At 38.9% G+C, this 17493-nt stretch carries 16 protein-coding genes and 2 tRNA genes; 17 read left to right on the top strand and 1 reads right to left on the bottom strand.

The features are described from left to right. Positions 1–21: 21 nt before the first annotated feature. The 14 genes from DXN33_RS07185 (at position 22) to DXN33_RS07120 (ending at position 13214) form a co-directional block, all read left to right on the top strand. The gene (locus DXN33_RS07185; protein WP_049491529.1) at positions 22–1989 is read left to right on the top strand and encodes a peptide ABC transporter substrate-binding protein; all 1968 of its coding nucleotides are present in this window, start codon (positions 22–24) and stop codon (positions 1987–1989) included. 98 nt (positions 1990–2087) lie between these two features. Beyond that, complete coding sequence (locus DXN33_RS07180) at positions 2088–2318, top strand: DUF2969 domain-containing protein (protein WP_115904724.1); 231 nt, start codon at positions 2088–2090, stop codon at positions 2316–2318. 49 nt (positions 2319–2367) lie between these two features. Further along, a tRNA-Tyr gene (locus DXN33_RS07175) sits at positions 2368–2448 on the top strand. Positions 2449–2457: 9 nt separating this feature from the next. Beyond that, a tRNA-Gln gene (locus DXN33_RS07170) sits at positions 2458–2529 on the top strand. A 161-nt stretch (positions 2530–2690) separates the two neighbouring features. Continuing rightward, positions 2691–3893, top strand: coding sequence for a 30S ribosomal protein S1 (gene rpsA, locus DXN33_RS07165; protein WP_001001631.1), 1203 nt, complete (start codon positions 2691–2693; stop codon positions 3891–3893). 85 nt (positions 3894–3978) lie between these two features. Then, the gene (locus DXN33_RS07160) at positions 3979–4476 is read left to right on the top strand and encodes a GAF domain-containing protein (RefSeq protein WP_115904723.1); all 498 of its coding nucleotides are present in this window, start codon (positions 3979–3981) and stop codon (positions 4474–4476) included. Next, the gene (gene dnaX, locus DXN33_RS07155; protein ID WP_115904722.1) at positions 4476–6131 is read left to right on the top strand and encodes a DNA polymerase III subunit gamma/tau; all 1656 of its coding nucleotides are present in this window, start codon (positions 4476–4478) and stop codon (positions 6129–6131) included. The genes DXN33_RS07160 and dnaX overlap by 1 nt, the downstream gene beginning before the upstream one ends. 27 nt (positions 6132–6158) lie before the next feature. Next, positions 6159–6353, top strand: a complete 195-nt coding sequence (locus tag DXN33_RS07150) for a DUF3272 domain-containing protein (protein ID WP_001081602.1) — start codon at positions 6159–6161, stop codon at positions 6351–6353. Between the two features lie 150 nt (positions 6354–6503). After that, positions 6504–7274, top strand: coding sequence for a Fe-S cluster assembly ATPase SufC (gene sufC / locus DXN33_RS07145; protein WP_000114489.1), 771 nt, complete (start codon positions 6504–6506; stop codon positions 7272–7274). A 27-nt stretch (positions 7275–7301) separates the two neighbouring features. After that, the gene (sufD, locus tag DXN33_RS07140) at positions 7302–8564 is read left to right on the top strand and encodes a Fe-S cluster assembly protein SufD (protein WP_115904721.1); all 1263 of its coding nucleotides are present in this window, start codon (positions 7302–7304) and stop codon (positions 8562–8564) included. A 10-nt stretch (positions 8565–8574) separates the two neighbouring features. Continuing rightward, positions 8575–9801 carry a cysteine desulfurase gene (locus DXN33_RS07135; protein ID WP_115904720.1) on the top strand — a complete coding sequence of 409 codons (1227 nt, stop codon included), beginning with the start codon at positions 8575–8577 and terminating at the stop codon, positions 9799–9801. Further along, on the top strand, positions 9788–10228 hold the full coding sequence (sufU, locus tag DXN33_RS07130) for a Fe-S cluster assembly sulfur transfer protein SufU (protein ID WP_115904719.1): 441 nt from the start codon (positions 9788–9790) through the stop codon (positions 10226–10228). The genes DXN33_RS07135 and sufU overlap by 14 nt, the downstream gene beginning before the upstream one ends. A 57-nt stretch (positions 10229–10285) precedes the next feature. Continuing rightward, complete coding sequence (sufB, locus tag DXN33_RS07125) at positions 10286–11698, top strand: Fe-S cluster assembly protein SufB (RefSeq protein ID WP_000797054.1); 1413 nt, start codon at positions 10286–10288, stop codon at positions 11696–11698. Between the two features lie 124 nt (positions 11699–11822). Beyond that, a complete protein-coding gene (locus tag DXN33_RS07120) occupies positions 11823–13214 on the top strand; it encodes an APC family permease (RefSeq protein ID WP_070478804.1) in 1392 nt (463 codons plus the stop codon). A 30-nt stretch (positions 13215–13244) separates the two neighbouring features. Here DXN33_RS07120 and DXN33_RS07115 read toward each other — a convergent pair whose 3' ends face one another. Next, positions 13245–14093, bottom strand: coding sequence for a YitT family protein (locus tag DXN33_RS07115; protein WP_070478807.1), 849 nt, complete (start codon positions 14091–14093; stop codon positions 13245–13247). A gap of 141 nt (positions 14094–14234) precedes the next feature. Between DXN33_RS07115 and DXN33_RS07110 the strand changes: the two genes are divergently transcribed. The 3 genes from DXN33_RS07110 (at position 14235) to DXN33_RS07095 (ending at position 17335) form a co-directional block, all read left to right on the top strand. After that, entirely contained in the window at positions 14235–15074 is an 840-nt protein-coding gene (locus DXN33_RS07110; protein ID WP_115904718.1) for a DegV family protein, read from the top strand. Between the two features lie 107 nt (positions 15075–15181). After that, the gene (locus tag DXN33_RS07105; RefSeq protein WP_001284640.1) at positions 15182–15457 is read left to right on the top strand and encodes an HU family DNA-binding protein; all 276 of its coding nucleotides are present in this window, start codon (positions 15182–15184) and stop codon (positions 15455–15457) included. Between the two features lie 1647 nt (positions 15458–17104). Then, positions 17105–17335 (top strand): hypothetical protein, encoded by a 231-nt coding sequence (locus DXN33_RS07095; RefSeq protein WP_070478811.1) that lies wholly within the window; start codon positions 17105–17107, stop codon positions 17333–17335. The last annotated feature ends 158 nt before the right edge of the window (positions 17336–17493 follow it).

Below are 17493 nucleotides of genomic sequence, written 5' to 3'. Positions count from 1 at the left end.
ATTAACTAAAGGAGATTTTTTATGAAATCTAAAAAGTGGCTCTTAACAGCAGGAGTGGTCCTGAGCACAACAGCTCTATTAGCGGCTTGTGGAAAAGCTGATAAAGAAGCAGATGCACCGACAACATTTTCATATGTCTATGCAGTAGATCCAGCATCTTTGGACTATAGTATAGCGACTCGTACATCGACAACAGATGTCATCGGGAACGTGGTTGATGGCTTGATGGAAAACGACCAATACGGAAATGTTATTCCTTCCTTGGCTGAAGATTGGTCTGTCTCAAAAGATGGTTTGACTTATACCTATAAACTTCGTAAAGGAGTTAAATGGTACACTTCTGAAGGTGAAGAATATGCAGAAGTAACAGCCCATGACTTTGTAACAGGACTAAAACACGTAGCTGACGGTAAGTCAGACGGTGTCTCTCTCATCCAAAATTCAATCAAGGGCTTGGATGCCTACATGACTGGTGAGACCAATGATTTCTCTACAGTTGGTGTCAAGGCCTTGGACGATTACACAGTTGAATATACCCTAAACAAACCAGAAAGTTTCTGGAACTCTAAAGTCACCACAGCAACGATGTTGCCTGTAAATGAAGAGTTTTTGAAGGCATCAGGTAAAGATTATGGAGCAGTTACTCCAGCAGGAATTCTCTACAATGGACCTTATATCTTGAAGACCTTGACTTCTAAATCGTTGATCGAATATGAGAAAAATCCAAATTACTGGGATAAAGAAAAGGTAAAAATCGAGAAGATTAAATTGACTTACTACGATGGTTCTGATCAGGAATCGTTGATTCGTAGCTTCTCTTCAGGTGCCTATACGACAGCCCGTCTCTTCCCAAGTAGCTCAAACTTTGCTTCTACTTTGGAACAATACGGAGATAAAATCACTTATAGCCCACAGGATTCAAGTAGTTATTACTTCACCTTTAACGTAAATCGTCAGTCATATAATAAAACTGCGAAAACAAGTGAAGAGCAAAAGACTTCTACAAAAGAAGCTATGCTTAATAAGGACTTCCGTCAGGCTATCAACTTTGCCTTCAACCGCCATTCTTATGCTGCCCAGCTAAATGGTGAAGACGGTGCGGACAAGATTATTCGTAACAGTCTCGTTCCAGATAACTTTGTACAAGCAGGTGGTAAAAACTTTGGTCAAATCGCTCAAGCAGAGTTGGTGAACTATGGTGACCAGTGGAAAGGTGTTGAGCTAGTTGACGGTAAGGATTCTATCTACAACCCTGACAAGGCTAAAGCTGCATTCGAAAAAGCTAAGAAAGACTTGGAATCTAAAGGGGTAACATTCCCAATTCACTTGGATGTCCCAGTTGAACAAACAGATACTATTGCTGTTCAACAAAGCAACTCTTTCAAACAGTCTATCGAATCAACTCTTGGTGCTGAAAATGTTGTTATTGATGTTCTTCAAATGACAGATAATGAAAAGGAAACAATCACTTCTCAAGCGCGTGTTCCTTCTCAAAAAGACTATGATTTGAACAGTACAGGATGGGCTCCAAGTTATCAAGACCCAGCCTCTTACTTGAATATCATGGATCCTAAATCAGGTTCAGCTATGAAGCACCTTGGTATTACGAAAGGAAAAGATAAGGATGTTGTAGCTAAACTTGGTTTGGACCAGTATAAGAAATTATTGGATGATGCGGATTCAGAAACTACAAATCTTGAAGAACGCTATGAAAAATATGCCAAGGCTCAAGCTTGGTTGACAGATAGTTCATTATTGATGCCAACAGCTTCATCTGGTGGTTCCCCAGTTGTAAGTAATGTCGTGCCATTCTCAAAACCATACTCACAAGTTGGTATTAAGGGTGACCCATATATCTTTAAAGGAATGAAATTGCAAAAAGATATCGTTACAACAAAAGAATATGAAGAAGCACTGAAAAAATGGCAAAAAGAAAAATTGGAATCAAACGGTAAGTACCAAAAAGAACTAGAAAAACACATTAAATAAAGCAGAAAACTCTATATCAGACTTGGAATGATATAGAGTTTTTTCTTGCTAGTTTTAGGATTTTCTTGTAAAATAGAAAAAGTGAAGAGAGGTATGAAATGAGTAAGAAAGATAAAAAAATCGAAATTCAAGTAGCAGATGCCAAAGTTGAGGTAGGAAAAGACAGTTTTGAAGGTTATACCTTAACCATTGGTAAAAAGGTTATCGGAGAAATTGCCGAATTAGATGGACAATTTGCCATCATAAAGAATGGGAATGTCGATAGTTTTTATAAAAAATTGGAAAAAGCTGTGGAAATTTTGATTGAAAATTATAATTTAGCAAAATAAGTCTTGTTTTTTTGAAATTTTCATGATATAATAATCCATGTTGATTGTAGGAGAGATAGCGAAGAGGCTAAACGCGGCGGACTGTAAATCCGCTCCTTCGGGTTCGGGGGTTCGAATCCCTCTCTCTCCATTTCATCAATGGGGTATAGCCAAGCGGTAAGGCAAGGGACTTTGACTCCCTCATGCGTTGGTTCGAATCCAGCTACCCCAGTTCTTAGGTAATGATCAAGATAAAAAGCAAAATATCTTAGGGTATTTTATTTTTATAATTGAAAGACGTGAACGATATGAACATGTCCTTGCGGGTGCTTAGGAAAAAAATTATAAGTATGTCAAGTTTAAGAAAAACTTGATTGTTGGAGGATTTTTTAGATGAACGAATTTGAAGATTTGCTAAATAGCGTTAGCCAAGTTGAGACTGGTGATGTTGTTAGTGCTGAAGTATTGACAGTTGATGCGACTCAAGCTAACGTTGCAATCTCTGGAACTGGTGTTGAAGGTGTCTTGACTCTTCGCGAATTGACAAACGATCGCGATGCAGATATCAATGACTTTGTGAAAGTAGGAGAAGTATTGGATGTTCTTGTACTTCGTCAAGTAGTTGGTAAAGATACTGATACAGTTACATACCTTGTATCTAAAAAACGCCTTGAAGCTCGCAAAGCATGGGACAAACTTGTTGGTCGCGAAGAAGAAGTTGTTACTGTTAAAGGAACTCGTGCCGTTAAAGGTGGACTTTCAGTAGAATTTGAAGGGGTTCGTGGATTTATCCCAGCTTCAATGTTGGATACTCGTTTCGTACGTAACACTGAGCGTTTTGTAGGTCAAGAATTTGACGCTAAAATCAAAGAAGTTGACGCTAAAGAAAACCGCTTCATCCTTTCACGTCGTGAAGTTGTTGAAGCAGCTACAGCAGCAGCTCGCGCTGAAGTATTCGGTAAATTGGCTGTTGGTGATGTTGTAACTGGTAAAGTTGCACGTATCACAAGCTTCGGTGCTTTCATCGATCTTGGTGGTGTTGACGGATTGGTTCACTTGACTGAATTGTCACACGAACGTAATGTATCACCAAAATCAGTTGTAACTGTTGGTGAAGAAATTGAAGTGAAAATCCTTGATCTTAACGAAGAAGAAGGACGTGTATCACTTTCACTTAAAGCAACAACACCTGGACCATGGGATGGCGTTGAGCAAAAATTGGCTAAAGGTGATGTAGTAGAAGGAACAGTTAAACGTTTGACTGACTTCGGTGCATTTGTTGAAGTATTGCCAGGTATCGATGGACTTGTTCACGTATCACAAATTTCACACAAACGTATTGAAAATCCAAAAGAAGCTCTTAAAGTTGGTCAAGAAGTTCAAGTTAAAGTTCTTGAAGTTAACGCAGATGCAGAGCGCGTATCACTTTCTATCAAAGCTCTTGAAGAGCGTCCAGCTCAAGAAGAAGGACAAAAAGAAGAAAAACGTGCTGCTCGTCCACGTCGTCCAAAACGTCAAGAAAAACGTGATTTCGAACTTCCAGAAACACAAACAGGATTCTCAATGGCTGACTTGTTCGGTGATATCGAACTTTAATCAAATTGAAAATTCACAAAATCCTTTGTTTACTAAACAAGGGATTTTTCTTTTGTCTGTAAGCCTTTTTTGATATAATAGTCCTATGTTAAAATCAGAAAAACAATCACGTTATCAAATGTTAAATGAAGAGCTCTCTTTTTTATTGGATGGTGAAACCAATGTTTTGGCTAATCTTTCCAACGCCAGTGCTCTTTTAAAATCACGCTTTCCTAATACCGTATTTGCAGGCTTTTATCTGTTCGATGGAAAGGAATTGATTTTAGGTCCTTTCCAAGGAGGTGTTTCCTGTATCCGTATCTCACTAGGCAAAGGTGTTTGTGGGGAGGCAGCTCATTTTCAGGAAACTGTTCTGGTTGGTAATGTAACAACTTATCCCAACTATATTTCTTGTGATAGTCGAGCTAAAAGTGAAATTGTTGTTCCGATGGTACAGAATGGTCAATTACTTGGAGTTCTAGATCTTGATTCTTCAGAGATTGATGATTATGATGCTATCGATCGAGATTATTTGGAACAATTTGTCGCTATTTTGCTTGAAAAGACAGAATGGGATTTTACAATGTTTGGGGAGAAAGCCTAATGTATCAAGCACTTTATCGAAAATATAGAAGTCAAAACTTCTCCCAGTTGGTTGGTCAAGAAGTTGTAGCTAAAACTCTTAAACAGGCAGTGGAGCAAGAGAAAATAAGTCACGCTTATCTTTTTTCTGGTCCTCGTGGAACGGGAAAAACCAGTGTAGCTAAGATATTTGCCAAGGCTATGAACTGTCCCAATCAAGTGGGGGGTGAACCATGTAATAACTGCTATATTTGTCAGGCAGTGACGGATGGTAGTTTAGAAGATGTCATCGAAATGGATGCGGCCTCTAATAATGGGGTGGATGAAATTCGCGAAATTCGTGATAAATCTACCTACGCCCCTAGTCTTGCCCGCTATAAAGTCTATATCATAGATGAGGTTCACATGCTGTCTACAGGGGCTTTTAATGCTCTTCTCAAGACGCTGGAAGAGCCCACACAGAATGTGGTCTTTATTTTGGCTACTACTGAATTGCACAAGATTCCTGCCACTATTCTATCCCGTGTGCAACGTTTCGAGTTTAAATCGATTAAGATACAGGATATTAAGGAACATATCCACTATATCTTAGAAAAAGAAAATATCAGTTCTGAACCAGAGGCTGTGGAAATCATTGCCAGACGAGCTGAAGGTGGGATGCGAGACGCCTTGTCTATTTTGGATCAAGCCCTTAGTTTGACACAGGGAAATGAGCTGACGACTGCTATCTCTGAAGAAATTACTGGTACCATTAGCCTATCAGCCTTGGATGATTATGTGGCTGCCTTGTCTCAACAGGATGTTCCAAAGGCCCTAGCATGCTTAAATCTTCTTTTTGACAATGGTAAGAGTATGACTCGTTTTGTGACGGATCTTTTGCACTATTTAAGAGATTTGTTAATTGTTCAAACAGGTGGAGAAAATACTCATCATAGTCCAGTCTTTGTAGAAAATTTGACACTTCCTCAAGAAAATCTGTTTGAAATGATTCGCTTAGCGACAGTCAGTTTAGCAGATATTAAGTCTAGTTTGCAGCCTAAGATTTATGCTGAGATGATGACTATCCGTTTGGCAGAGATTAAGCCTGAACCAGCTCTTTCTGGGGCAGTTGAACATGAAATTTCTGCGCTGAGACAAGAAGTGATCCGTCTCAAACAAGAACTCGCAAATGTGGGATCTGTACCTAAGCCATCTACTCCAGCGCCTAGTCGCCCAGCAGCGAGTAAGATAGTCTATCGTGTGGATCGAAATAAAGTGCAATCTATCCTACAAGAGGCCGTTGAAAATCCTGATTTAGCACGTCAAAATTTGATTCGTTTACAAAATGCCTGGGGAGAGGTAATTGAAAGTCTTGGTGGGCCAGACAAGGCTCTGCTAGTTGGATCTCAACCGGTTGCGGCCAATGAACATCATGCCATTCTTGCTTTTGAGTCTAACTTCAATGCTGGTCAAACCATGAAACGGGACAATCTCAACACTATGTTTGGTAACATCCTCAGTCAGGCAGCAGGTTTTTCACCCGAAATTTTAGCTATTTCCATGGAGGAATGGAAAGAAGTTCGCGCAGCCTTTTCAGCCAAAACCAAATCTTCTCAAACTGAAAAAGAAGCAGAAGAAAGCCTGATTCCAGAAGGATTTGAATTTTTGGCTGATAAAGTGAAGGTAGAGGAAGACTAAAGAAAGATTTCATGATACAATAAGTTTATGAATAGACAACAATTTATTATCATCGCGCTGTTTACAGCTGCTGAGACCTATTTTTTCAATGAAGCTTGGATGACTGGTCGTTATATTATGGCAGCCTTTTGGGCCATTTTGCTCTTTAGAAATTTCCGAGTCAGTTACTTGATGGGCAAGATTGTAGATGTCATTGACCAGCATTTAAAAGGAAAAGACTAGTCCTCAGCTTCTAGACAAAATCAAAGCCTTTTAGGCTTTTTTTTGTTATACTATAAAAGTATATTTATTGACCTTTTACCGTGTTTTCTAGGGAAATCAAGTATGTTTCCAGTAAGAACTGTAAAGGCCTTGAAAAAGAAAGGAACTATCATGTCAGTATTAGAGATCAAAGATCTTCACGTTGAGATTGAAGGAAAAGAAATTTTAAAAGGGGTTAACCTGACCCTGAAAACAGGAGAAATCGCCGCTATCATGGGGCCAAATGGTACTGGTAAATCGACTCTTTCTGCCGCTATCATGGGAAATCCAAACTATGAAGTAACCAAAGGTGAAGTCTTGTTTGATGGCGTAAACATCCTTGAGTTAGAAGTGGACGAGCGTGCGCGTATGGGACTTTTCCTTGCTATGCAATACCCATCAGAAATTCCTGGAATTACCAATGCTGAGTTTCTTCGTGCAGCTATGAATGCTGGTAAAGAAGACGATGAGAAGATTTCAGTTCGTGAGTTTATTACTAAATTAGACGAGAAGATGGAATTGCTCAACATGAAAGAAGAAATGGCTGAGCGTTACCTCAACGAAGGTTTCTCTGGTGGAGAGAAAAAACGTAATGAGATTCTTCAACTTTTGATGTTGGAGCCAACATTTGCCCTTTTGGACGAGATTGACTCTGGTCTTGATATTGACGCTCTTAAAGTTGTTTCTAAAGGTGTTAATGCCATGCGTGGTGAAGGCTTTGGTGCTATGATTATCACTCACTACCAACGTCTTTTGAACTACATCACGCCTGATGTGGTACACGTCATGATGGAAGGTCGTGTTGTCCTTTCAGGTGGTCCAGAATTGGCTGCGCGTTTGGAACGTGAAGGATACGCAAAACTAGCTGAAGAACTTGGCTACGATTACAAGGAAGAATTGTAATTCCCTCGTATCTTTTAGGAGAAGTAAATGACTAAAGAAAATATTAAACTTTTTTCAGAAATGCACGCTGAACCAAGCTGGTTGGCTGACCTCCGTCAAAAAGCTTTTGATAAGATGGAGAGTTTAGAATTACCAGTTATTGAACGTGTCAAATTCCACCGTTGGAATCTGGGTGATGGAACGATTACAGAAAATGAGCCATCAGCAAATGTTCCAGATTTCACAGCTCTAGATAATCACTTGAAGTTGGTGCAAGTAGGAACTCAAACTGTTTTTGAGCAAACTCCAGTTGAGTTAGCTGAACAGGGTGTCGTCTTTACAGATTTCCACTCAGCTTTAGAAGAAATTCCAGAGCTGATTGAGGAATTCTTCATGTCATCTGTTAAGTATGACGATGATAAATTAGCAGCCTACCATACAGCTTATTTCAATAGTGGTGCTGTTCTCTATATTCCTGATAATGTTGAAATTAAAGAGCCAATCGAAGGTATTTTCTACCAAGATAGTGATAGTGATGTGCCGTTTAACAAGCATATTATGATTATCGCTGGTAAAAATTCTAAGATTAGTTATCTGGAGCGTTTAGAGTCACGCGGTGAAGGAAGTGCCAAAGCAACTGCTAATATCACAGTAGAAGTAATTGCACGTTCTGGTGCTCAAGTCAAGTTTGCTGCGATCGACCGTCTAGGTGAAAATGTTACTGCCTACATTAGCCGTCGTGGTAAATTAGGCAACGATGCAAGCATTGACTGGGCAATTGGTGTCATGAACGAAGGAAATGTTGTTGCTGACTTTGATAGCGACTTGATTGGAAATGGTAGCCATGCAGATCTCAAGGTTGTAGCTCTTTCAAGTGGCCGTCAGGTACAAGGAATTGATACACGTGTAACTAACTATGGTTGCAACTCAATCGGAAATATCCTACAACATGGGGTTATTCTTGAAAAAGCAACCTTGACCTTCAATGGTATTGGCCACATTATCAAGGGTGCTAAGGGAGCAGATGCGCAACAAGAAAGTCGTGTTCTCATGCTTTCAGACCAAGCGCGTTCAGATGCCAATCCAATTCTTTTGATTGATGAAAATGACGTAACTGCAGGACACGCGGCTTCTATCGGTCAGGTAGATCCAGAAGATATGTACTACCTCATGAGTCGTGGCTTGGATAAGGCAACTGCAGAACGTTTGGTTGTCCGTGGTTTCCTAGGCTCCGTTATCGTTGAGATTCCAGTCAAGGAAGTTCGTGATGAAATGATTGCAACTATCGAAGAAAAATTGTCAAAACGCTAAGGGGAAGCCTATGTTAGATGTAGAGATGATTCGTAAGGATTTTCCAATTTTAGACCAGATTGTCAACGATGAACCATTGGTCTATTTGGACAATGCTGCGACGACACAAAAACCACTAGCAGTTCTGGAAACGATTAATCGCTACTATGAACAGGATAATGCCAATGTTCACCGTGGTGTCCATACCTTGGCAGAACGAGCAACAGCTTCTTATGAGGCTGCTCGTGAAACCATTCGTAAGTTTATTAATGCAGGCTTTACAAAGGAAGTTCTCTTTACCAGAGGAACGACGACCAGTCTTAACTGGGTAGCGCGTCATGCTGAGGAAGTCTTGACTGAGGGAGACCAGGTCTTGATTTCTGTCATGGAACACCATTCCAATATCATTCCTTGGCAGGAAGCCTGCCGCAAGACTGGGGCAGAGCTTGTCTATGTCTATCTTAAGAATGGAGCTCTGGATATGGATGATTTGCGAGCTAAATTGACTGATAAGGTGAAATTTGTCTCCCTTGCTCACGCCTCAAATGTCCTGGGTGTGGTCAATCCAATCAAAGAAATCACGCAAATGGCTCACCAAGTGGGAGCTATCATGGTGGTGGATGGTGCTCAATCTACTCCTCATATGAAGATTGATGTTCAGGACTTGGATGTGGACTTCTTTGCCTTTTCAGGTCACAAGATGGCGGGTCCAACTGGTATTGGTGTCCTTTACGGCAAAGAGAAGTATCTGGAACAAATGTCACCAGTAGAATTTGGCGGCGAAATGATTGATTTCGTCTATGAACAATCTGCTAGTTGGAAGGAATTACCTTGGAAATTTGAGGCTGGAACACCAAATATGGCAGGTGCAATCGGACTTGCTGCGGCAGTAGATTATCTTGAAAAGATTGGTCTGGATGCCATTGAAGCCCACGAACAGGAATTGATTGCATATGTCTTTCCAAAATTGCAGGAAATTGAAGGTTTGACCATTTACGGTTCGCAAGATTTGGCTCAGCGTTCAGGTGTCATTGCCTTTAACCTAGGTGATCTTCATCCGCACGACCTTGCGACTGCTTTGGATTATGAAGGAGTGGCTGTTCGAGCAGGTCACCATTGCGCTCAACCCTTGCTCCAGTATTTGGATGTCCCAGCGACAGCTCGTGCAAGTTTTTATATCTACAATACCAAGGCAGATTGCGACAAGTTAGTCGATGCCCTACAAAAGACAAAGGAGTTTTTCAATGGCACTTTCTAAACTAGATAGCCTTTATATGGCAGTGGTAGCGGACCATTCGAAAAATCCACATCACCAAGGGAAGTTAGAAGACGCTGAACAAATCAGTCTCAACAATCCGACCTGTGGGGATGTTATCAATCTCTCCGTCAAGTTTGATGCAGATGACCGCTTGGAAGATATCGCTTTTCTAAACTCAGGTTGTACCATCTCAACTGCCTCTGCGAGCATGATGACAGATGCAGTCTTAGGAAAGACCAAGCAAGAAGTTTTAGAACTTGCGACTATTTTTTCTGAAATGGTTCAAGGGCAAAAAGATGAACGCCAAGACCAACTAGGCGATGCAGCCTTCTTATCAGGCGTTGCCAAATTTCCTCAACGAATCAAGTGTGCAACCCTAGCTTGGAACGCTTTGAAGAAAACAATTGAAAATCAAGAAAATCAGTAAGACAAATTTCTTTTGTCTTATGAATCAGTAGAAATAAAGAATGAAAGAAAGGATATTATGGCTGAAGAAAGAGTAGAACCAAAACCAATTGACCTTGGTGAATATAAATTTGGTTTCCATGATGATGTAGAGCCTGTCCTATCGACAGGAAAAGGATTGAATGAAGATGTCATTCGTGAATTATCAGCTGCAAAGGGAGAACCTGAGTGGATGTTAGAATTCCGTTTGAAGTCTTATGAAACCTTCAAAAAAATGCCTATGCAAACTTGGGGAGCAGACTTGTCAGAGATTGATTTTGATGACTTGATCTACTACCAAAAACCATCTGATAAACCAGCTCGTTCGTGGGATGAGGTTCCTGAAAAAATCAAAGAAACCTTTGAACGTATCGGGATTCCAGAAGCTGAACGTGCTTATCTAGCAGGTGCCTCTGCCCAGTATGAGTCAGAAGTGGTTTACCATAACATGAAGGAAGAATTCCAGAAATTGGGGATTATCTTTACAGATACGGATTCTGCCCTTAAGGAATACCCAGACTTGTTTAAGCAATACTTTGCCAAGTTGGTACCACCGACTGATAACAAGTTGGCGGCCCTCAACTCAGCAGTATGGTCTGGTGGAACCTTTATCTACGTACCAAAAGGGGTCAAGGTAGATATTCCACTTCAAACTTACTTCCGTATCAACAACGAAAATACTGGTCAGTTTGAACGTACCTTGATTATCGTTGATGAGGGAGCAAGTGTCCATTATGTAGAAGGATGTACAGCGCCAACTTATTCAAGTAACAGCTTGCATGCTGCCATCGTAGAAATCTTTGCTTTGGATGGAGCTTATATGCGTTATACGACTATCCAAAACTGGTCTGATAACGTCTATAACTTGGTAACGAAACGTGCTAAAGCTCAAAAGGATGCCACTGTTGAGTGGATTGATGGAAACTTGGGTGCCAAAACAACTATGAAATATCCATCTGTTTACCTAGATGGAGAAGGGGCGCGTGGTACCATGCTCTCTATCGCTTTTGCCAATGCTGGGCAACACCAGGATACTGGAGCTAAGATGATCCACAACGCTCCACATACAAGCTCGTCTATCGTGTCTAAATCCATCGCTAAAGGTGGAGGAAAGGTTGACTATCGTGGACAAGTAACCTTTAATAAAAACTCTAAGAAATCTGTCTCTCACATCGAATGTGATACCATTATCATGGATGACTTGTCAGCATCAGATACCATTCCGTTTAATGAAATTCACAACTCACAAGTCGCTTTGGAACACGAAGCTAAGGTATCTAAGATTTCAGAAGAGCAACTCTATTACCTCATGAGCCGTGGATTGTCAGAATCTGAAGCAACTGAGATGATTGTTATGGGATTTGTAGAACCATTTACAAAAGAGCTTCCAATGGAATATGCTGTTGAGCTGAACCGTTTGATTAGCTATGAAATGGAAGGATCAGTTGGCTAAGAATATGTAGAATCTGAGCAGGATTTATTTCTGTTCAGATTTTTTTGAAAAATCATCTTATAAATATTCACAAAATTCCTTTTATATGATAAAATAAAACAATCATATTTAATGGAGATGAAGTATGAATATTTTTAGGACTAAAGATGTTAGTTTGGGACGTACTGAAATGCACCGTCATTTAAAAGTATGGGATTTGATTTTATTAGGAATCGGTGCCATGGTAGGAACTGGGATTTTTACCATTACAGGAACCGCAGCAGCAACGCTTGCTGGTCCGTCACTGGTTGTATCCATAGTGATTTCTGCCCTTTGTGTTTCTTTATCCGCCCTCTTTTTCGCAGAGTTTGCCTCTCGTGTTCCTGCAACTGGTGGTGCTTATAGTTATTTGTATGCAATTTTGGGTGAATTACCAGCTTGGATTGCTGGTTGGTTGACCATCATGGAGTTCATGACAGCAGTTTCTGGTGTGGCCTCTGGCTGGGCAGCTTATTTTAAAGGCTTGCTCAGTAACTATAGTATTTCAATGCCTCAAGCCTTGAATGGGACCTTTAACCCTGAGCAGGGTACCTATATAGACCTTTTACCTATTTTGGTATTGACACTGGTAACCGGTTTAGTTTTATTAAATTCTAAGGCAGCTTTGCGTTTTAATTCGCTTCTAGTCATCTTGAAATTCTCTGCTCTCGCTTTGTTTATTCTAGTTGGTATCTGGTATATTAAACCAGAAAATTGGTCCAACTTTGCTCCCTTTGGTTTTGGTCAAATTTATGGTGGAAGTACTGGAATAATGGCAGGAGCATCTTTGATGTTCTTTGGTTTCCTAGGATTTGAATCTATTTCGATGGCTGTTGATGAAATTCAAAACCCACAAAAAAATGTCCCACGAGGTATTGTTTTGTCATTGACAATCGTAACGATTCTCTATGCCTTGGTTACATTAGTATTGACAGGGATTGTTCACTACAGCCAACTCAATGTGGATGATGCTGTAGCATTTTCATTGCGAAGTATAGGAATTGGTTGGGCAGCTAATTATGTGTCATTAGTGGCCATTTTAACCCTAATAACAGTGTGTATTTCTATGACTTATGCCTTATCGCGTATGATTTACAGTTTAGCACGTGATGGTCTTTTACCTCGAAGTTTTAAGCAATTAAGCAAAACAAGTCGTGTTCCTAAAAATGCGACCATCTTAACAGGAGTTGCTTCTGCAATTGCAGCAGGAGTGTTTCCACTGGCTAGTATTGCAGCCTTTCTAAATATTTGTACGCTTGCTTATCTTATCTTATTGGCTTATGGAATTATAAAACTTAGAAAGGATAGGGGAATGCCTAAAGAAGGAGAATTCAAAACTCCCCTAGTTCCCTTGTTGCCGATTCTCTCGATTCTAATCTGTCTTTCCTTTATGCTTCAATATAGTGTAGAAACATGGATTGCGTTTGGAATTGCTCTTGTAGTTGGACTTGTGATTTACTTTACTTATGGCTATCGTCATTCTACACTTTCTGAATAAAGAAAAAGCTGGAACTTCCCAGCTTTTTGCTTACTCTTTTATATATGTGAAGCCTTCTCCTAGGATTTCATGAGCTTCTGTAATAGTTATAAAGGCTTGAGGATCAATTCGATGAATCATTTCCTTCATTTTCACAATTTCATTTCTTCCGACAATACAGTAGATAATCTTCAAATCTTCTTGACTATAATAACCTTGACCTGAGATGAAAGTAACGCCTCTACCTAGGTCATCATTAATCGCCTTAGCAAGTTGGTCAGGACGTTTTGTGATAATCATAAATCCTTTGCCGGCATATCCTCCTTCACCAATCAAATCAATGACACGAGAAACGATAAAATCAAATAAGAGCGTGTAGGAAACCAATCTCAAGTCCTTGAAGATGAGGAGAATAAGCATGAGAATACAAAAATCTAAGATAAAGAGCAGTTTCCCCATGGATATATGAGTGTATTTGTTGAGAATACGAGCTAGAATATCAGTACCACCAGTTGTACCTCCAGCATTGAAGATAATTCCGAGCCCAATTCCCAATAGAATCCCAGCTATGAGGGCTGTAATCAGTAAATCACCTTGAAGATCAATATGAAGGGGAATCCGCTCAAAAACAGCTAACCAAGCGGACAAAGCTAAGGTTCCTAGTAAACTAGAATAGAGGGATTTGGCTCCAAAGATTTTCCAAGCCAGGATGAAAAGGGGAATATTAATCAGCAAGTTCATCAGAGAAACAGGGATTTTAAAAAGATAAAAGGTGATGAGGGTAATACCTGTCGCCCCTCCTTCAAAGAGATGATGAGGAACTACAAAATAAGTCAGCCCAAAAGCATAAATAGCAGCACCTAGTAAAATGGTTAAAATGGGATAAATTTTTTTAATCATAGGACACCTCTTTTCTTATAAGTAAATTATATCAAATTTTTAAGGAAAATTTGAATGACTCCATTAGGATTTTTAATCTTTTTTTGATATAATTAGAAGTAAGAAAAACAATCTGAATCCTAAAATAGAAAGATTGATACTATGACAAAAATTAAGATTGTAACCGATTCATCTGTTACTATTGAACCAGAACTCGTAAATCAATTAGGTATCACTATTGTTCCATTATCTGTAATGATCGATAATGTTGTTTATTCTGATGCGGATTTGAAAGAAGAAGGTAAATTTCTTCAGTTGATGCAAGCAAGTAAGAATCTTCCAAAAACAAGCCAGCCCCCTGTAGGTGTCTTTGCTGAAGCTTTTGAAGACCTATGCAAAGATGGTAGCCAGATTCTTGCTATTCATATGTCTCATGCTCTTTCTGGTACTGTAGAAGCGGCACGTCAAGGTGCTAGCTTATCTACTGCCGATGTGACAGTTATTGATAGTTCATTCACTGATCAAGCCTTGAAATTCCAAGTTGTTGAGGCTGCGAAGTTAGCACAAGAAGGCAAAGAGTTGGAGGAAATCTTATCTCATGTAGAAGAGGTTAAAAACCACACAGAACTCTATATTGGCGTTTCAACTTTGGAAAATTTAGTAAAAGGTGGACGAATTGGCCGTGTAACTGGATTGTTGAGCTCACTTCTCAATATACGTGTTGTCATGCAGATGAAAGACCATGAATTGCAGCCAATCGTTAAAGGTCGTGGAGCTAAAACTTTTAAAAAATGGTTGGATGAGCTGACAAGTTCGCTAACTGAACGTTCTGTAGCAGAGATTGGAATTTCATATTCTGGTAGTGCTGATTGGGCAAAAGAGATGAAAGAAAGCTTACAAGCTTATGTTGAAAAGCCTATTTCAGTTTTGGAAACGGGCTCTATTATTCAAACTCACACGGGTGAGAATGCTTGGGCTGTTTTAGTACGTTACCACTCCTAAAAAAATAAATAAAATGGGAAGAAATAGCGTTTTTAACTTGACCTAAAAGGGATTTTAGGATATGATTATATTTGTTAATTAGAAATTAAATTGGAGGAATCATTAACATGGCAAACAAACAAGATTTGATCGCTAAAGTAGCAGAAGCTACAGAATTGACTAAGAAAGACTCAGCAGCAGCAGTTGAAGCTGTATTCGCAGCAGTAACTGAGTACCTTGCAGCTGGTGAAAAAGTTCAATTGATCGGTTTTGGTAACTTTGAAGTTCGTGAGCGTGCTGCACGTAAAGGTCGCAACCCACAAACTGGTAAAGAAATCAAAATTGCAGCTTCTAAAGTTCCAGCATTCAAAGCTGGTAAAGCTCTTAAAGACGCTGTTAAATAATCAATCTATAAAAAGCCTATTGTATCAAGCTTTCTAGCTTGAGCAGTAGGCTTTTATTTTTGTTTTGGGGCATTTTTGGGGCAAAACTATAAATTATCTAGTAGGTCGAGGATATTATCATCCATCTTCTTTGTAACGTGTGTGTAGATTTTGTCTATTGTTCTAGAATCATAACGTCCTACTCTTGCCATAATTGCTTTTAGAGTTACGCTATTCTGCTTACGAGAGTATGCCTAAAGATGTGGTAGGTGAGGTGCCTATCAATGGATTCTTCAAGTTGTGTATTTGTTTTCAGATTTAAATCTTCAATAGTTTTTACGATTTTTGGCAGTTCCGCTCGTCATGCAGAATTATATTCGATATACTCAAGGTTCACTGTGTAATCAAGAGGCAGGTTTAAGATTAATTTAGATCACTCTGATTGTGACTTTGAAAGATCAAGTTTGATTAGAAAGCGTTGAATGTATTTTATATCGATATAAATCTAAAATGCCTATTTAAAATCATTCATGCTACTATTAAGAGAGCTGATATAGCTCCCTTAGATTTTTTTTGGTAAAAAGTCCACCACTCTTCTAAAAAAGTGAAATTTACTTTAATATATAGCTTAGATACTGCAACAAATGGTCATTATGCTACTATTGTATATGGATATAATGCTGAAAAGTTGAAGAAATTTAAATGTCGACTGAATAAGACAGATATAGGATAAGAAGAGAGAGCCAGATATCCTTTTATCTTTATATTATCGTGATTCCTTAATTTTAATGGATACAGTAGAAAACGAAATTGTAGAAGTAAAAAAATTGAAAAGCAGTTGGAATTTATTGCTAATCTCTGAGATGATGTACCTATTAATGATTTACTGAAATAAACAGATTTCGCAAAAATTATGTCTAGCTTTACAGAATTTCATGCTCACTGAGTAGGTGATGTAGAGCCAAAGAGGAAGTGATGGCACTTGATCAAACCTTCAAACGTTTTTATAGTTTTATCAGGAAAGTTAAAGAGGGGCTTCTGGTATGAGTATTCGTGAGTTCATGAAAGGCGATAATTGAGGCCTGGTAATGATGGGAAAGAGTGATAAAGAAGAACTAATCGATCTAGCTGATTTTGAACTTTAACTTGTCAATGTAGCTATAAGAGAGTATAATAATTTTAAAAAGATGGGAGCTATAAGGATAAGCAATTTGTTATACCAGTGAGAGTTGATGAGAGAATTTTAAATAAACTCGATTTTGTATCAACAAAGCCACAATAAGGACGGTCAGAAACGATTGGTAAAGGAATAGAGAGGCTCTATAGTGAGCTGGGGAAAAAGATGACTAGAAAAGGATTGATTTAGGCACATATTTGGTTAGGTGTGGCTATTTCTGTCTTAGCACTCTATACCTACATGATTATTTATATTTTTAATCATGATATGGAAGAAATCTTTGCAACTTTTATTATGTTGGTAATTTATTCACTATTCTTTCTGTTATTTTTGATATCAGTTGAGAGATTATCTTTATTGGTTTGCGTAGAATTAGCTTATCGTAATTTGCAACGATATAAAAAAATTAAAAAGTCCCTTCTTTTTGATAGTACTTTTACAAATAAAAGTCTTAGTAATATAATAGAGCTATAGAAGGGGAGGTGGAAGAAATGTTTCGAAAAGAAAAAGCACGCAAGCGGTTTTACTTTTGGCTTATCATCTTTATCCTTTATCTTGCTTTTGGATTGTATTGTATTTGTACAAATTTTGGAGATACCTTGGGTATGATTTTACTATCACCTTTTATCTTTGCTTCCCTGCCACTCTATGCTTATTTAGTCCTTGGTTTGTTTATCTGGGGGTTCATGAGTCTTGCTATGGATGATGTTATGGATCTTTAGTTAAAGGAAAGCTAAGATCGAGAAAGGACACATTTCGTCCTTTCTTTTTTGATAGATATAGTTTTTCTTTTTAAAAGAGTATTTTTTTACAAAAATAGTTGGATATTTTGTTTATTTATGCTATAATGGGAACAATTATTTTTAGGAGGTGCAGTATG

Origin of the sequence: Streptococcus sp. NM (assembly GCF_003390135.1) — a bacterium.
GTDB lineage: Bacteria > Bacillota > Bacilli > Lactobacillales > Streptococcaceae > Streptococcus.
This window is presented reverse-complemented; position numbering and strand designations above follow the sequence as displayed.

Excerpts from the sequence above, each read along its gene's own strand:
- DXN33_RS07185 (WP_049491529.1), top strand. The coding sequence starts at position 22 with ATGAAATCTAAAAAGTGGCTCTTAACAGCAGGAGTGGTCCTGAGCACA.
- DXN33_RS07180 (WP_115904724.1), top strand. The coding sequence starts at position 2,088 with ATGAGTAAGAAAGATAAAAAAATCGAAATTCAAGTAGCAGATGCCAAA.
- rpsA (WP_001001631.1), top strand. The coding sequence starts at position 2,691 with ATGAACGAATTTGAAGATTTGCTAAATAGCGTTAGCCAAGTTGAGACT.
- DXN33_RS07160 (WP_115904723.1), top strand. The coding sequence starts at position 3,979 with ATGTTAAAATCAGAAAAACAATCACGTTATCAAATGTTAAATGAAGAG.
- dnaX (WP_115904722.1), top strand. The coding sequence starts at position 4,476 with ATGTATCAAGCACTTTATCGAAAATATAGAAGTCAAAACTTCTCCCAG.
- DXN33_RS07150 (WP_001081602.1), top strand. The coding sequence starts at position 6,159 with ATGAATAGACAACAATTTATTATCATCGCGCTGTTTACAGCTGCTGAG.
- sufC (WP_000114489.1), top strand. The coding sequence starts at position 6,504 with ATGTCAGTATTAGAGATCAAAGATCTTCACGTTGAGATTGAAGGAAAA.
- sufD (WP_115904721.1), top strand. The coding sequence starts at position 7,302 with ATGACTAAAGAAAATATTAAACTTTTTTCAGAAATGCACGCTGAACCA.
- DXN33_RS07135 (WP_115904720.1), top strand. The coding sequence starts at position 8,575 with ATGTTAGATGTAGAGATGATTCGTAAGGATTTTCCAATTTTAGACCAG.
- sufU (WP_115904719.1), top strand. The coding sequence starts at position 9,788 with ATGGCACTTTCTAAACTAGATAGCCTTTATATGGCAGTGGTAGCGGAC.
- sufB (WP_000797054.1), top strand. The coding sequence starts at position 10,286 with ATGGCTGAAGAAAGAGTAGAACCAAAACCAATTGACCTTGGTGAATAT.
- DXN33_RS07120 (WP_070478804.1), top strand. The coding sequence starts at position 11,823 with ATGAATATTTTTAGGACTAAAGATGTTAGTTTGGGACGTACTGAAATG.
- DXN33_RS07115 (WP_070478807.1), bottom strand. The coding sequence starts at position 14,093 with ATGATTAAAAAAATTTATCCCATTTTAACCATTTTACTAGGTGCTGCT.
- DXN33_RS07110 (WP_115904718.1), top strand. The coding sequence starts at position 14,235 with ATGACAAAAATTAAGATTGTAACCGATTCATCTGTTACTATTGAACCA.
- DXN33_RS07105 (WP_001284640.1), top strand. The coding sequence starts at position 15,182 with ATGGCAAACAAACAAGATTTGATCGCTAAAGTAGCAGAAGCTACAGAA.
- DXN33_RS07095 (WP_070478811.1), top strand. The coding sequence starts at position 17,105 with ATGTTTCGAAAAGAAAAAGCACGCAAGCGGTTTTACTTTTGGCTTATC.